The sequence below is a fragment of the Aquirufa antheringensis genome (genome assembly GCF_004307425.1).
In the GTDB taxonomy this organism is placed as follows: Bacteria; Bacteroidota; Bacteroidia; order Cytophagales; family Spirosomataceae; genus Aquirufa; species Aquirufa antheringensis.
This window is the reverse complement of record NZ_SEWZ01000003.1, coordinates 259,758-276,276: the sequence shown is the minus strand read 5'-3', so window position 1 is coordinate 276,276 and position 16,519 is coordinate 259,758. Positions and strand designations below refer to the sequence as shown.

Genomic DNA, 16,519 nt, shown 5'->3' with positions numbered 1-16,519 from the left:
AAATTAGGAGTTTTCCAATATAAATGCAAACAATTTAAGCAAAAAAAAGAGGCACCATCTTGTGATAGTGCCTCTTTCAAAATAAATTAATCTATCCTTATTTAGGATTTTTAGTAGTTGCAGAACCTGCGCCAGCTGGATTATTAGCTAACTCATTATCTGGAACATCCCAATAATCTAAATAACCATACTTAATCGTTGCATTCGTAGAGATAGATGAACCATCCTTAGAAATAACCACCGCACCTGTGCGACCGCCTTCTAACACACCCCAACGACGTGCATCGTAGAATGATAGACCACGGAAAGCTAACGCCACACGACGCTCTTTACGTAATTCTTCTTTTACCACAGCTGCATTCGTAGAAGAGATCGGTGCTAAACCTGCACCTTGGTAAGCACGAACAGCATCAATACTTGCCGCTGCACCTGCTACATCACCTTTCCACAACTTCGCTTCTGCTTTCATTAACTCGTTTTCTTCATAAGAACCTAACAAGAAAATTTCAGCACTACCCGCTGTACGGTTTACATAGGTGTAAACACCTGCTAAACCATTACCACCATCTTTAATGGCATAACGCGTATTGAACGCGTTACCACGGTCAGAGTTACCTACCCAAACAGGGAATAACTTAAAGTTCTGCGCTAAACGCTGGTCACCTGCATTAAATTCTTGAATCAAACGTTCAGAGATTTTGTATGTGTTACCAGAAGCGTTAGAACCTACCGCACGCGCCGCTACATTGTAGTTAGAGGAAGAGAACACATCCCCATTCGCGTTCGTGTTACCAGCGAAAACTGGATCAGATGCTCCTACCCCAGCATTCGCTAAAGACAAGATGGCATCCCACTGAGCAGCGGTCATCGTAGCCGTCGAATTATTTACTAGAATATTACGCGCTTTCATCGTATTCAAGTTCTTAATCCATTGTGCAGCTGTAGGTACAGCGCCTTTCTCTGTTTGGAAGAAATCAGGAATCAAGTTCGTGATGATCTCTGCAAAATCAGCTGAAGAACCAGATGCATTGACAGCAGTCGCCGCTTTATCAAAATTAGCTGTTGCCTCCGCAATCATTGCCTCTTTTGTTACATACGCATTATTAGTAGCTGAAGGAGTATTGACAATTAAACCTGCATAATAAATCGAACCAATGCGAGAATAAGCTAAACCTTTCCAAGTATAAGCCCACGCTTTGATCGCATTTTTCTTAGCCGCTGCGTCTCCTGAAAAAGTAGTTTTATCTACCGCATCTAAGATCGTATTACACGCATTGTTTAATTGATACATTAAAGCCCACTCTAAGAAAGTAGGATTACCTCCTTGTTGTGAATTAGTATTCACCGCACGAATTAAGGCCTTCTGCGTAGATGGACTATTCGGATTAGCCACTTGCGTGCCATTATCTAAAGTCACCATGTCTGGTGCAGAAAGATTATTCATGTAAGCATTAGCAGCCTCAGCGCCTACTACATCACCCATTAAATCATGAATACCTAATACGCCATTATAAAACGCGCCTACAACACCATCATAGTACTTATAACCAGACGATGTGAAACCATTTTTATACACTGATCCTTGCGCAAGCGCGATAATTCCAGCCTCAGAAGCAGCCGTCGCAGGCGTAGGCTGATTAGGATTTTGGATATCCAATTGATCCTTACACGACATAACCGATCCAGCTAAAAGCAGAAAGGAAAGCGCGGTTATTTTTATATTTTTCATTTTTTTCAAATTTAAATGATACCTTTTTCTCAATTCTGTATTAGAAACCAATGTTTAACTGTACCTGGTAAGAGCGTAAGTTAGGCATGGTGTTGTGATCGATACCACGATCCCAAGCAGAGTTATTACCACCTGAAGCGATTTCTGGATCCATACCTGAATAGTTCGTTAACGTGTAAAGGTTACGTCCAGACGCCACTAATTGTAACTTTCTGAATCCTTTAATTCCTAACGCTCTCACTAAATCAACACCGATAGATACGTTTCTCAAACGAGCAAAAGAACCATCTTCGTAGAAGTAATTTTTCGTTCCATTAAATGAGCTAGCAGCATACACACCGCGGTAGAATGCAGACCAAGCACCTGTTTGACCATCGATCGTGATAGGCTGTGCGTAATCCGAGTGAATACCATCACGGTACATCCAACCTTTAGTTTGGTTGTAAATACCTGCTCCTTGAACTAAATCCACTTGCATATTAAAGGTGATAATTCCTTTATAAGCTAAATCCGTGATGAAAGAAGCATTGAAATCTGGATTAGGATCCCCTAAAGCATAACGCTTAGCTGAGAAGAAAGGAGCTTTAGTCGCCTTGTTCACTACCCAACCATTACTTGCAACCGTATATAAACCACGGTTAGCTTCTGGAATAGCGACTGTACCATCTGGTAATTTAGCATCTAAGCTATGGATACCATAGTAACCGTACAATTGTCCGATTTTCTCACCAGCCTTCAAAATATAACCCGTAGAACCAGCAGCAGAAGTTAATACTACTTCAGCACCACCACGAACCGCTGTAATTTCTGAAGATTGCTTTCCAAAGTTTACCGTAAAGTTCCATGTCCAATCCGCATCTTTATAGATCTGCGCATTTAAGCTTGCTTGGATACCATTAGAAGCAAGAGAGAAGGCATTATCCTTTACCGTACCTACACCTGATGAAGGAATAGCATCTACGTTAAAGATCGCATTATCAGTAGAACGCTTCCAGTACGTAGCAGATAAGTTTAAGTTATTCAACCAAGCTGAATTCTTTCCTAAGTTTAATCCGATATCCGTACCAATCTCTAATTCCTTAGAAATCTCCACGTTCAAGTTTGGATTTGATTGCGTTAACGGGAAGAAGAATGCGTTACCTGCACCAATAACACCTGTATTTAGGGTGATATAACGATCAAATGGACGCGGTTGAATACCTGCCTCACCATACGCTGCACGTAATTTAAAATCTTCTAACGTTGTGCTGATCGCTGAATTTTTGAAAATTCCTAATTCAGATACACGTAAGTAAGCATCTCCACGAGGGAACGTTTGTGGCGTAGAAGCTGCACCGAAGGCAGAAGAGTAATCCGTACGGAAACCACCTGAGATACCCCCATAAGTACCATAGTCAAAACGCTGATTCACTAAATAACCATACGTAATGAACGGCTCACGGTAATCACGAGCTACATACGTAGAGGCCGCTTGTGAAGTGTTGTAAGGAGTATAGTTAGGTAAACCGATACCGTAAGAAATGTATGATGTAGTCTCTCTGTTACGGTAATCAAACGATAATTGCGTAGAAGTTCTTAATGGAATATTTACACCAAAGTCTTTTTGTAAATCCGTCGTAATAAAGGCAGATGCCAATAAGTTTTGGAATGCACTAGTGTATTCGTAATTATTGATCTCACCCGTTGCATCATTACCATTGTAGTTATAGTACCAATACTGTTGGTCCATAATATTCTTATTTCCAGTTTGGTTTAAATAAGTATATTTTGTCTTGTCTGTTTGGTAGTTAACACCATACTTCGCATCTAATGAAAGGAATTTATTCACCTCATAGTTTAAGTTCAAACTTTGGTTAATATCAATTCGCTTTGTATCTGTCGTAGTATAGTAGTTCACTGCATTCGGGTTATAACCGTTTACACCTACCGCATCACCAAAATACCCTGGGTAATTACCGTCAGCGTCTTTAAAGTCATAATCCACAAATGGACGTGAGTTAAATACAGAGAAAATGATTGAACGACCCGTTCCATCATTAATCGTGTTCTTCGTGTGAACTAATTGCGTAATCGAACGTAATTTCAAACCTTTCGCTAATTCAAAACCTAAGTTCGCTGTTAAGTTCGTACGATTTAAACCACCCACATTTTTAAACGGACCTGCGTTATCTGAATTAGATAAAGCTAAGCTAAAATCACTTTTATCCGATCCTCCTGAGATAGCCACAGAATTGTTGTAGTTCGTTGTAGGAGTAAAGAACATCTTAAAGTGATCGTAGTATTTTAAGTTCTTGTCATACGCCTTATTAATATTAGTCGTAGGATCCGTACTTGCTAAGATGACGTTTTCACCATATGCTCCATAGATTGGATCTAAAGCCAAAGGATTTCCTGAACCACCAATTACCTCATTATTTGCGTTCGTTTTGAAACCATGCTTATCTGCTTTTCTCAAGTTACCCACATTTAAAGGAGTAGAATTAATCACCGAAGAGTTGATATCAATCGAGATTTTACCTGCTTTACCTTTCTTAGAGAATAATTGAATAACTCCATTTGCTCCTTGCGCACCATAGATTGTTGCAGCAGCTGCACCTTGAATTACCTCCACACGCTCAATGATATTTAAATCGATTGAATTAAGATCAGTAGAACCTAATTCAACTCCATCTAATAAGATCATCGGAGAAGTACCCCGGTTAATCGTATTAATACCACGTAAAACGATATTTACCGGTTGACCTGGCATACCATTCGCAGCAGAAATTTGAGCACCCGCAATTTTACCAATTAACGCTTGGTCTACTGAAGCAGACGGCACAGAAGGTAAATTTTTCGCTGTGATCGCTTGAACATCAATCGCAGTAGAGCGTTTGTCGATTGCCGTACCTGTACCCGTAACAACCACCTCAGAAAGCTGGCGAGAGTCTGTAGACAATTTAACATCAATCACGGATTGATTTCCCACAGAAACAGACTGTGGATTCAGGCCTACAAAAGAGAATACTAATGTGGCTGAACTTGGAACTGAGACAGCATAGTTTCCGTTTGCGTCTGACTGTGTTCCTTTGCCTGTTCCTTTAATTTGAACAGTAACACCTGGAAGACCAGAACCGTCCTCGGCTGAGGTCACCTTTCCTGTTACTTTTCTATCTTGAGCAAACAAGCTCGCAACCGATAGTAAGGTAAACAGCAAAGTCATGAGTAAGTTTTTTTTCATGAACATTTAGTTAGGGTTGAAAAAATTTGTTGATAAATCTATCGCTGGTAAATTAACAAAATGTTAATAAACAAACAATAAAAAAGTAAAAGATTGACGAATAAATACGAGATTAACTGAGAATAATCAGTTAATTGTATTGCAAAACAGCTTATTGAGCATATAATATTTGGAAAAATACAAAAACGCACACAATAAGTAATTTTGTATTTTTTTGATAAAATAGCACATTTACAAGAATTGATTCAAAAGCATCACACCAGCTAAACCCGTAATCGACACGATGGTCTCCATTAAAGACCACGAACGCAATGTCTCTTTCACAGTTAAATTGAAATATTCTTTAAATAGCCAAAAACCCGTATCATTCACATGGGAAAACATCAGACTACCTGCACCGATACTTAGCACCATTAAATTCGCATTTACACCACCCGCAGCCACTAAAGGATAGATCATCCCTGCTGCCGTCAAGCCTGCAATCGTGGCAGACCCCAGGCAAACGCGAATGATGGCTGCCATCATCCAGCCTAAAACCAAAGGATGAATAGGCAAACCACCTAAATACGAAGCAATTTCCTGGCTTACCCCCGATATTAACAAAATCTCTTTCAAGGTTCCAGCACCTGCAATAATCAATAAAATCATCGCCACCTCTTTCACAGCCTCGCCATACACGTTCATCACTTCTTCTATTTTCTTCCCTCTGCGAATTCCTAACACATAAGTAGCCACTAAAATAGCCACCAGCATCACCATCGCTGGATCGGCTATAAATTTCACCACAGCAGAATCAGGCATTTGTACTTCGGCGATCGTCGTTCCTACTAATAGAAAAACAGGAAAAAGAGCAGCAATGAAGCTGGCCGTTTTACTCGGCAGATTCGTTTCCTCTACTTCGGCTGCTGCGAAAGATTTTAAGGGTTTGACGGGGAGATGAGCTAAGGTTTTGGCAAAAATAGGACCCGCCAAAATAATCGCCGGAATCGCTACCATAATTCCCAGGATTAAGGTTTCTCCCATATTCGCGTGAAACTGCGCCACTAAGGCCGCTGGAGATGGATGGGGTGGTAAAAATCCATGCGCCACAGACAAGGAGGCCATCATAGGCACGCCCGCCATCAGCGGTGGAATCTTGTATTGTTGTACTAAAGAGAAAATCAAGGGAATCATTAAGACAAATCCCACATTATAAAACAAGGGAATTCCGATCACAAAACCCGTCAGCATCAAGCCCCAGGTAATGTTTTTTAACCCAAACAAGTCAATTAAAGTCCCCGAAATCTGTTTTGCAGCCCCAGAAGCAGCTACTAATTTACCCAGCATGGCTCCTAGCACAAGAATAACAACTAAAGACCCAAGCGTATCTCCAAGCCCTTTTTGGATGGACTTGGCTATATCAGGCAGCGGTAAGCCAAAACAAACGCCCGCGAAAATACTGACGAGCAAAAAGGATATAAACGAATTGACCTTCCAGTACGTGATTAACAGTACTAAAAGGCCAAGGCTAGCAATTACAATCAATAAAGTCATAGAGTGAATAGGTTATCACTCACAATTTAGCATTAAGCTTTAGAAATCACCATACGTTTCCTCTAAATATTTCTGCATCACTAAGATATCTTCTTTAGAAGTTAAATCCGGCACATTCTCTGCTAATGGAATCGCGAAGAATCCTTTACCTTCCCCTTCTCCAAACATCACAACAGACGTAGGCAATTCTTTTTCATTACGCACTGGATGGAATGGAGTTTTAGCCAAATAAGGTAAGAAAGTGCTCGCCTCAAACACAAACACATTCATGCTCACGCCTAATCGACCTTGCTTCGCCATTAATTCTTCCGCTTGCTCTTTCGTCGGCTTTTCGATAATTTCTAATAAATACCCTTCTGCATCCGTGCGAATCAAGGCAAAAGCAGAAATACGCTCCTCTGGATACAATAAACTATCGCGGTGATACGAAATCAAGGCTTGAGGAACCTCAGATGCCCAAAGTGTCTTCAACGCATTCACCGAATACAAGTTATCCGAGTTACACACGATTACGCGACCTGTTTGCCAATCTGCGTGTTGTGATAAAGCTTGGTACACCGCATCTGCAGTACCCGCTGGTTTCTCGCGATCCGCCGCAATTTGCTGGCGAGCGAAGACGATTTTCATCCCCCAAGTGGCATCTTTAGCCATTAAGGACTCACAATATTCTTGCGAAACGCTATCAGTCGGATGTAATAATAACATTACTTCTTCGATACCCGCTAAATGTGCGTTGTACAATTGGTAATCAATCAAGGTCTTGCCATTCTTTCCCACTTGGATCATCCCTTTGGTCACTGCATTCGCCTGTGCCACTAATTTAGGATCTAAATCACTGTTCACTTCTGCCATGGCTTTCTTCATGCGAGAAGCCATACCGCCCGCCAAAATCAATAATCTCTTTTTCATCTTATTTTCGTTGTTCCTTTATCTACCGTTATAATGTAAGCCTTTCCTCCCACTGCTTCTATCGCCTCGACCACTTTTTCAGGATTCTTGGGCGCGTAAGCAAACATACATCCACCGCCGCCTGATCCGTTTATTTTTCCTCCCAAAGCTCCCGCCTCCAAAGCTGCCTGGATCATTCGGTCAATCTTGGGCGTAGAAATCCGCTTGTGTTCCCGCAAATTTACTTGATGTTCATTTAATAAAGAACCTAATTTTTCATCAGACCAAGCTATTTTTCCTTCAAACATCGCTTTCGCTTCTAACAACAAATCTCGATCACTAATATTCGACTGTAAAAGCACCCATTCATCCTCTGTTAACAAGTCGCGGTATTTCGCAGGATCATTCTCTGTCGCTAAATCAAAATCCGGGAATTTCGCCTGGATTTTCTGCATTCCACCTAACATCCCAAACTTCACGTGACTCAAAATACCCAAGGTATCTTTAGGCTCTTCTGAATCTCCTAAAACAAAAGTTCCTAGCTCTCTAGCGTATGTTTCAATGTGAATCTCCGGCACAGAGGCTAAATAAATCACATTCCCCACTGCTGTCGAATACTGGTCCATCATCCCGCCTGGCTCAGAAAACTCAAGTACTTCTGCTTCGTAGGTAATCTCACCTACTTGCTTTTGGGAATAGCCTAAACCGTATATTTCGTTCAAGAAGTTCACCCACGATACCAGCAAAGCGGACGAACTGGACGTCCCGGAATTGATAGGAATAGTACCGGTCACCATCAAGTCCAAACCTTTGGCTAAGCGATGTCCCTTCCGGTGCAATACGTTTAACACACTTTTGAAATAATCACGTTCTTTCGTGTAGACTAAGGGAAAGCTTAGCTCGAATGATTCTTCCGCTCCTACATCTGGTAAGGAAAAATGTACCACATTATCTACCCTGAAATCACCTTCAATCTGAATTCGCTTCGAAATCGCCGCCGCAATTACCGGTAATCCTAAATAATCTTGGTGTTCGCCAAAAAGACAAATACGACCCGGGGTTGATACGATCATCTTAAGCAGGGTGTTTCGTTAAATAATCCAATTTATAAGCCCAGGTGGCCGCGATGTTTTCAGCCTTAGTAATCGCCTCTTCCGTCTTAGGCCCTTCAAACAAATCGCGAAGCGTTTCTCTGAACATCGCTAACCAACGCTCGAAGTGAGCTGGCGTAATGGGATGAATCTGATTAATCTGCAAATGGGGTCTCATCGGAGCCCCTTTATAGGATGTCCCTTGAAACAACAACATCTCCCAAAAATCATACATTTTAGGGAGATGCGTCGAAAAATCTACGTGCATCACTTCCATAAAAACCTTTCCCACTAAATCATCTGAGGGCATTTTGGCATAAAATGCATCCACAAATGTTTTAATATCGGCTTTCGAAGTGATGTCGTTTTTCATTACTTTGTCTTCACTTTGGTCATCAAATGCTGCGCCACTTTGGCTCCTTGAACCACGCCTAAATCTAAGGCCGGACGGAAGTGAATCCCGCCGTATAAACGACTTATGGATGCCTCATCTGCCGCCTGCTTAAAAGAAGTGAACTTACGAGGTGGCAAGCCATAAGGAATCTCCGTAGAGTCATTAAAGGCAATTTTGTCACCATATAATTCGGTCAATACCGTAGCAGCCGCACTTGAAATAGTACTATGTCCTGATGTATATTCAGGGAACGGAGGTGTCTGTAAAATCGGTATCCATTTTTTATCAATGCTATTATTAATCACCGTCTCAGGACGAATTCTCACCGAACGGTATTTCTCATCCCAGCAGGAAATAAAACCATCAAAAATAGCCATTGAAGTCATTGCAAACGCCTCTGCCACTTGTACGTGGGATTTTTTTGTTTGACGAGAAACTTGACCCACAATACCTAACCAGTGACCACCCGGAGACATCTTCTTCGTAGCAAACATGGCATGACCTGTGATATTCATTTTGAAAGGATTACAATCCCAAAAATTAGCTATATCCCGCTGCTCATTCGTTAAATTATTCACGGTAGTGTATACCTCCATTACTTCTTTGTAATAGGCAGAACCTGGAGTCAAATCAAATGTAGACGGAACTGGGGCCTGAAATTGCGCAGATGAGTCTAAACCAACGGGACGAATCTTTGTCCAAAAAGGCTCAACCGCATCCATGTAAGCTGGAGGAGTCGGAGTCCAGGTACCCGGGTCATTTGTCACTGTAAAACGGAATCCTCGCGTTTGCTTGTAATTATCTTTCGCCGCATACTTCATCACAGACTCTGCAATCGAGTCACCAAGTGCAATCGAACGCTCATAAACGTCATCAGGAATCCCCGTTGCCCGGTAATCTTCTTCCATTTTTTTATCAAACTCCTCATACAATTCTTGTGCGAAGGTCAATTTCTTGCCCACAGACAAAAATGCGCGAGTAGAGGCAAGCGGGTAACAATATTCTTTCCCCTTTTCAGGCTGCGTCACCTGTTCGAAACCATTGAGTTGGCCTACCAACGACTTATATCCTTTCTCCCCATGTATGGCCGCCTCGTATCCTGCGATGCTCGCATACATGTAAATACGGGATGATACGGGGGGAGCGAAAATATCGTGAATGACACTTTCCGTCAACATCACTTCCGCGCGAATTAAAAATTCAGGATTGGAAGCCGCTTTTTGATAGTCTTTGTTCGAGCTTGAACAGGCTGCTACGAACAATACAGCGAAAAGTAAGATAATTTTTTTCATGTAGGGTTTGATTAACCTCACAAAGGTACAAAATTCACCCATCATTTGACTGACGAAAATCAGGATCTTCCCAAAATTTCTTCAGCCGCTTTCCTCCCAGAATGCAGCGCACCCTGCAAGGACGGAAATTCCAAATAATCTCCAGCTAATACGATGCCATTAGCCGCCTTTTTAATCCATTCATAGTCATCCACTTTTTGCAGGGAATGAGAAATATCAAAGCTATCAACAAGGGTCAATTTTCGCCCCGGCAATTGCTTTTGCAACGCCTCTTTCACCTCTTTTTCGGAACTATTGCTAAGACTTGTCGCAGAATACAAAGCCTTGCCACTAGGGGCTAGACCAGGATTTACATCCGTCAAACACGTAAAATGGAGCAAGTGTTGCTCCCCTACTAAGCGCAATAAGGCAGGTTCATTCGAGGCCTTTTTCGCTGAAAAATAAAACGTTCGAGAGGCTAAGGTTTCCGGCGCCTGTAAACCCAAAATCTTCGCAGCCACTGGCAAATCCACCGCTAAAATAACGGCGTCACCTGCTATATTTTCACCTGATTTCAATGTAATACTTGTGGCATTTAAAGCGACAATTTCTTGATTTAACTGAAGTTTATCAGCTGGTAAACTGGCAGCCATCTGATCTGGAATAGCCTGCATTCCTTTGGCAGGAATCGCTGCATTTCCATAGAGAAATTGATGTAAATAATAGAAAAACAAAGAGGCAGGTTGAGTCAAACTCTCTTGCAAAAATACGCCTTGAAAAAACGGGATTAAGAATTCGTTCTTGAACCGATTAGAAAAAGAATAGGATGCAATAAGTTCTTGCGTTGTCTGCTTATTTCCATCTAAAGCGGGCACGTCACCTTGCAATCTAAACCAAATTCTAGCCAACGAAAACACATCTTTGAATGTCAGCATATCGGATGAAAACAAATCAAATGGTCGGCGAAGGGGATTAAAAAACAGTTGATCTTTAACCCAGGCGCCCGATTCAAAAAAATGCAGGTGAAGTGCCGTCAAGTCTAAGGAACGTTGTACTTCCGGATAAGAGGTTTGCAAAACCTGAAACCCTCGGTCTAAAATAAATCCATCTTTTTCTATGGAAGAAACGCGTCCACCTACCTTGGCCTGCTTTTCGAACAAAATGAAGTCTCTGCCGTTTTGGTGTAAAATAGTAGCGGCTTGCAAACCGGCAATTCCACCACCAATAATCAAGATAGGTTTCATAGATAAATTATATTTTTTAAAACACTGCAAAATTAAAATTGTTTAACATTCTTTTTATTAAATTGCAGTTTATAAATACAAAATTCCTGAATGGAGTACCTAATTAAGGCAGAAGGAGAGTACCGTTACATCGACGAAGGACAGGGTGAGACCCTTTTATTACTTCACGGATTGTTTGGCGCATTAAGCAATTGGGCTGGAGTGATTAATCACTTCAAATCAAATTACAGAGTCATTATTCCACTGATGCCCATCCACGAAATGCCCATTAAAGAAGCTGGATGTGAGGGATTGACGGAATTTATCGAGGGCTTTGTTGCATTTAAAGGGCTGGATAAGTTCAGCGCGATTGGAAACTCATTAGGCGGGCACGTGGCATTAATTTACACCTTACGCCATCCTGAAAAGATCCAACGCTTAATTTTAACTGGTTCCTCTGGCCTATTTGAAAACTCGATGGGCGGCTCTTATCCGAAGCGCGGGAATTATGAATATATAAAAGAGCGCGTAGAATATACCTTTTATGACCCTAAAACGGCTAGTAAAGAATTAGTGGATGAGGTGTTTGAAATCACGAATAGCATTCCTAAAGTGATGCGCATTATCGCGATAGCAAAATCTGCGCAACGTAATAATATGGCTAAAGATATTGTCCGTATCAAAGCTCCTACCCTCCTAATTTGGGGGTTAAATGACACCATTACTCCGCCAGAAGTGGGACATGAATTCAATCAATTAATTCAAGGTTCTACCCTTCGATTCATTGACAAATGCTGCCACGCACCCATGATGGAAAGACCCACTGAATTCAACGAAATTTTAACCGATTGGTTAAACCAGAACCCAGTATAATATGTTAATGCTATCAAACCTGAATTATGATTTACCGGTGTTGCGTTTAACAGATTCAGTTGCGAAAGCACTGAAAACGTTACGCAACCAAGAAGTAAATGCGTTAGCGGTGGTAGAAAACAAACAATTCATAGGACTCGTTTCCGATGAAATACTTGCACAGGCCTTATCTCCTCACCAAAGCCTATCAGATCTGAAAGCTCATTTCCACCCCTTTCACATGGAAGAGGAAGAGGATGTGTTAGCTAGTTTGCCTTGGTTTGATGAACCAAGTTTTGATCTCATCGCCATTACTAATTCGGGGGGTTTATTTAGAGGTTATTTGACCAAAAATACGGCCGGAAATCTCCTACTAAATTCAGGGTTAGAAAACAAAAACGGAGGCATTATCCGAATCCCTTTCCAAGCTTCTCGAGACAGCCTCAGTACGATCATTCGCATCATTGAGGAGGAAAAAGGATTTGTCGTCCGCAGTTTTTTCCAAGAGCCTAATGTAGTATTACAAGTTCAAACAGAGACTTTTGGCAAGATTATTTCTAATCTGGAAAGGCATGGCATTTTCATAGAAAAAGCCTTTGTTTTTGGCGAGCAACTTGAAGTTGACCAGGATCGTTTTGATCATTTAATGCGTTTTATTGATCTATAATGAGTGTACAATTAGCCATTCACGGAAAAACCTTTTCGGCTGAAACCAAGCCCTTAATGGAGAAAATGTGGGCGGATATTTGTGCTAAAAACTGCCAGCCCCTCCTCTCCGATTTCTTCAAAAATCACCTCCTCGAACACGGCTTCTCCGTGGCAGAAGTACCCAGCTATTCCACTGAGAAAGGTTTAGAATCCGCGGACATGGCTTGGAGTATTGGCGGAGATGGAACACTCTTAGAAACGTTGACTCAAATAGGCGCAAAGGAAATCCCCATTTTAGGGATCAACACGGGCCGATTGGGCTTTTTAGCCACCCTGTCACCCCCAGAAATCAGCGCCGCATTAGACACCGTTTTACAAGGAAATTACCGAATCGAAAACAGAAGTTTGGTTTCCGTAGAATCCGAGGTTGATTTTTTTGATGGAAAAGGCTTTGGACTCAACGAAGTGGGCATCATGAAGACAGATACGTCTTCCATGATTACTATTAAAGCCTTCGTAGACGGCAATTACTTGAATTCCTATTGGGCAGACGGATTAATTGTATCCACAGCCACTGGATCCACCGGTTACTCGTTAGCGGTGGGCGGTCCCTTAGTGATCCCAAGTTCCGATATATTCATCATTGCACCTATGAGCCCGCACAATTTAAATGTGCGCCCGCTCCTTGTTTCTAGTTCAGCTGTATTAACTTTTGAGGTAAGCTCTCGAAGCAAAAACTTCCTTATCTCGCTGGATTCGCGTTCAAAAGTCATCGACAGCCACTTCAAAATCGAAGTCAAAAAGGCTCCTTTCTCTGCGAAATTGATCAAAATTCCGGGAGATGATTTCTTGCAGACGTTGAGGAGTAAGTTGAATTGGGGGTTAGATGTTCGGAACTAAGATTAGAGATTATAGAGTAAAGAGTAGAGATAATTAAATACTAATCTACACTCTCTACTCTATTATCTATACTCTCTTATCTATAATCTTTAAAGCAATCGCTTTAATTCATTCAACTTCAACAACGCCTCAATAGGCGACAACGAATTCACATCTAATTCCTTTAATTGATCCTCGATTTTTTGGAGGCCTTCCGGAATTTCTGCGCCAAACAGACTCATTTGGTAATTTGCCTTCGGCATCTCTTTCAGCTTATCGATGTTGTCTTCTAACACGTGGTCTTTCTCCAGGTTTTGAAGAATTTCGTGTGCACGTAAAACGAGAGATGTAGGCATCCCGGCTAATTGAGCCACGTGGATACCAAAACTATGCGCACTTCCGCCTGGCAATAATTTGCGCAAGAAGATGATTTTGTTCCCCACTTCTTTCACCGAAACGTGGAAGTTTTGAATGCGCGGGAAGTCTTGCGTTAATTCGTTCAATTCGTGGTAGTGGGTGGCAAATAAGGTTTTGGCCTTATACGCAGGATGATTGTGCAAGTGTTCTGCGATCGCCCATGCCATCGAAACGCCATCATACGTCGAGGTTCCGCGACCAATTTCGTCCAACAAAACGAGGGAGCGAGACGATAAATTATTCAAAATGGCTGCCGTTTCCGTCATCTCGACCATGAAAGTGGATTCTCCTTTGGACAAGTTATCTGAAGCACCCACGCGCGTGAATACCTTGTCTACTAAACCCAACGTCGCGGATTCAGCCGGAACATAGGATCCCATCTGAGCAAGCAAGACGATCAAGGCTGTTTGACGCAATAGAGCCGATTTACCAGCCATATTGGGACCCGTAATCATCATAATCTGCTGCGTTTTATCGTCTAAATAGATGTCATTGGGGACATAATTTTCGCCGGCTGGCAACTGTTTTTCAATCACTGGGTGACGACCACCTTTGATATCGAGAATCTCCGTTTCGTTTAACAATGGACGAACATAGTTATTCTTCTTCGCTACCGTAGCAAAGGAGGCTAAGACATCGAGGGTGGCTATACCCAACGCATTCTGTTGAATCTGAGTGATATAACCCAAAGCATCTTGAACTAATTCTTGGAATAGACGGAATTCTATAACGGATATTTTATCCTCCGCGCTCAGAATTTTCTCCTCGTAAATCTTTAATTCTTCCGTGATATAACGCTCTGCATTGACTAAAGTCTGCTTGCGAATCCACTCCGGAGGAACGCGGTCTTTGTGCGCATTGGTGACTTCTAAATAATAGCCAAAAACCTTGTTATAAGAAACCTTCAAAGAAGTAATTCCGGTGCGTTCAATTTCGCGCTTTTGGATATCGGCTAAGAAGTTCTTGCCGGAGCTAGATAGTCCGTGCAATTCATCTAATTCCGCTAAATAACCGCTTTTGATCATGCCTCCTTGGTGCATTAAAACGGGCGGATCTTCGCGCAAAATCGTGTCAATTTTATCTACTAATTCCGCGCAAGTTTCGAGGCTGTTCGCAAGACCTGAAAGGCTCGGTGATGTAGAAGCCGATAGCAAGGTTTTAATCTCGGGAATCTGTTGCAAGGCCTTTTTCAAGGCATTTAATTCGCGGGGATTGATGCGACCTGCGGCGACTTTGGAAATCATCCGCTCCAGATCCCCGATAGGTTTCAATAAATCCGAAACTTGATCCAATAAACTCGAAGAGGCGAGTAAACCCGCCACGCCTTCTTGACGTTGTTCGATCGTTTTTAAATCTTTCAAAGGCAAGACCAGCCATTTACGCAGTAAACGACCACCCATCGCCGTCAAGGTTTGGTCGATGAGTGCAATTAAGGGAACTCCGCCCTCTTGAGTCGGATGAATTAATTCTAGGTTTCGGATGGTAAAACGATCTAACCAAACGTATTTATCCTCCTCAATGCGTTGAATCGAAGAAATATGACCGATCGCGCGGTGCTCTGTTTCGGCTAAATAATGTAAGATAACTCCAGCAGAAATGATACCTAGCGGACTATTTTCAATCCCAAAGCCCTTCAGGTTTTTGGTCTTAAAATGTTGTGTTAAAAGCGGGTACGTGAATTCGTGGGTAAAAATCCACTCCTCCATCGTAAAGCTGTGAAATTGCTCTCCAAAGGCATCGATGAAGGCATTACGGTGTTTCTTCGGATACAAGATCTCGGCCGGCAGAAAACTTTGGACTAACTTCTGGATATAGGCCAAAGGCCCCTGTGAGCACATAAACTCCCCCGTCGAGATATCCAGTAAGGCAATTCCGTAGGTCGAAGATTTTTCTTCTACAGAAATAGCCGCCACATAGTTATTGCGCTTATTATCAAGTACTTGATCGTTAAATGAAACACCCGGGGTCACTAATTCCGTAACACCCCGTTTCACAATTCCCTTAACGGTCGCCGGATCTTCTAATTGATCACAAATGGCTACGCGTTCGCCTGCACGGACTAATTTAGGCAAATAGGTGTCCAAAGAATGGTGTGGAAAACCCGCTAATTCAGCATCGGCGTTGCCATTATTTCGGCGCGTCAAAACAATCCCTAAAATTTTCGAGGCTTTCACCGCATCTTGGCCAAAGGTCTCGTAAAAGTCCCCCACCCGGAACAATAAAATGGCCCCTGGGTATTTCGCCTTGATTTGATTAAACTGCCTTGAAAGTGGGGTTTCCCCTTTTTTCAATGGCTCCTCTCCGTTGTCTGCTTTCCGTGCCAAATATTTCTTTTCTATTAATGACAAAAATAAACCAATTTTTCTATTTTTGA

General features: G+C 42.0%; 12 protein-coding genes. 3 read left to right on the top strand and 9 right to left on the bottom strand.

Annotated features, from left to right (window positions below; all coding sequences use genetic code 11):
* Nucleotides 1-97 precede the first annotated feature (97 nt).
* The 8 genes from EWU21_RS07010 to EWU21_RS06975 all read right to left on the bottom strand — a co-directional run bounded on the left by EWU21_RS07010 (nucleotide 98) and on the right by EWU21_RS06975 (nucleotide 11,370).
* Nucleotides 98-1,729, bottom strand: a complete 1,632-nt coding sequence (locus EWU21_RS07010; RefSeq protein ID WP_130896104.1) for a RagB/SusD family nutrient uptake outer membrane protein — start codon at nucleotides 1,727-1,729, stop codon at nucleotides 98-100.
* 40 nt (nucleotides 1,730-1,769) lie between these two features.
* Complete coding sequence (locus EWU21_RS07005; protein ID WP_130896103.1) at nucleotides 1,770-4,949, bottom strand: SusC/RagA family TonB-linked outer membrane protein; 3,180 nt, start codon at nucleotides 4,947-4,949, stop codon at nucleotides 1,770-1,772.
* 231 nt (nucleotides 4,950-5,180) lie between these two features.
* The gene (locus EWU21_RS07000) at nucleotides 5,181-6,482 is read right to left on the bottom strand and encodes a gluconate:H+ symporter (RefSeq protein ID WP_130896102.1); all 1,302 of its coding nucleotides are present in this window, start codon (nucleotides 6,480-6,482) and stop codon (nucleotides 5,181-5,183) included.
* A gap of 39 nt (nucleotides 6,483-6,521) precedes the next feature.
* Nucleotides 6,522-7,391: a sugar phosphate nucleotidyltransferase gene (locus tag EWU21_RS06995; RefSeq protein WP_130896101.1), complete on the bottom strand. Its 870-nt coding sequence runs from the start codon at nucleotides 7,389-7,391 to the stop codon at nucleotides 6,522-6,524.
* Nucleotides 7,388-8,443 (bottom strand): GHMP family kinase ATP-binding protein, encoded by a 1,056-nt coding sequence (locus EWU21_RS06990; RefSeq protein WP_130896100.1) that lies wholly within the window; start codon nucleotides 8,441-8,443, stop codon nucleotides 7,388-7,390. Before EWU21_RS06990 ends, EWU21_RS06995 begins: the two co-directional genes overlap by 4 nt.
* A 1-nt stretch (nucleotide 8,444) precedes the next feature.
* A complete protein-coding gene (locus EWU21_RS06985; RefSeq protein ID WP_130896099.1) occupies nucleotides 8,445-8,834 on the bottom strand; it encodes a group III truncated hemoglobin in 390 nt (129 codons plus the stop codon).
* Nucleotides 8,834-10,147: a vanadium-dependent haloperoxidase gene (locus tag EWU21_RS06980; protein ID WP_130896098.1), complete on the bottom strand. Its 1,314-nt coding sequence runs from the start codon at nucleotides 10,145-10,147 to the stop codon at nucleotides 8,834-8,836. Before EWU21_RS06980 ends, EWU21_RS06985 begins: the two co-directional genes overlap by 1 nt.
* A 59-nt stretch (nucleotides 10,148-10,206) precedes the next feature.
* Complete coding sequence (locus EWU21_RS06975; protein ID WP_130896097.1) at nucleotides 10,207-11,370, bottom strand: NAD(P)/FAD-dependent oxidoreductase; 1,164 nt, start codon at nucleotides 11,368-11,370, stop codon at nucleotides 10,207-10,209.
* A gap of 90 nt (nucleotides 11,371-11,460) precedes the next feature.
* Between EWU21_RS06975 and EWU21_RS06970 the strand changes: the two genes are divergently transcribed.
* From EWU21_RS06970 to EWU21_RS06960, 3 genes are read left to right on the top strand one after another with little or no spacing between them, the layout of a single operon-like run.
* Nucleotides 11,461-12,222: an alpha/beta fold hydrolase gene (locus EWU21_RS06970; protein WP_130896096.1), complete on the top strand. Its 762-nt coding sequence runs from the start codon at nucleotides 11,461-11,463 to the stop codon at nucleotides 12,220-12,222.
* Between the two features lie 7 nt (nucleotides 12,223-12,229).
* Complete coding sequence (locus EWU21_RS06965) at nucleotides 12,230-12,868, top strand: CBS domain-containing protein (protein WP_161566487.1); 639 nt, start codon at nucleotides 12,230-12,232, stop codon at nucleotides 12,866-12,868.
* Nucleotides 12,868-13,749 carry an NAD kinase gene (locus EWU21_RS06960; protein WP_130896094.1) on the top strand — a complete coding sequence of 294 codons (882 nt, stop codon included), beginning with the start codon at nucleotides 12,868-12,870 and terminating at the stop codon, nucleotides 13,747-13,749. Before EWU21_RS06965 ends, EWU21_RS06960 begins: the two co-directional genes overlap by 1 nt.
* A gap of 89 nt (nucleotides 13,750-13,838) precedes the next feature.
* Here the strand turns inward: EWU21_RS06960 and mutS are convergent, their stop codons facing one another.
* Entirely contained in the window at nucleotides 13,839-16,484 is a 2,646-nt protein-coding gene (gene mutS, locus EWU21_RS06955; RefSeq protein ID WP_236633203.1) for a DNA mismatch repair protein MutS, read from the bottom strand.
* Nucleotides 16,485-16,519: the final 35 nt, after the last annotated feature.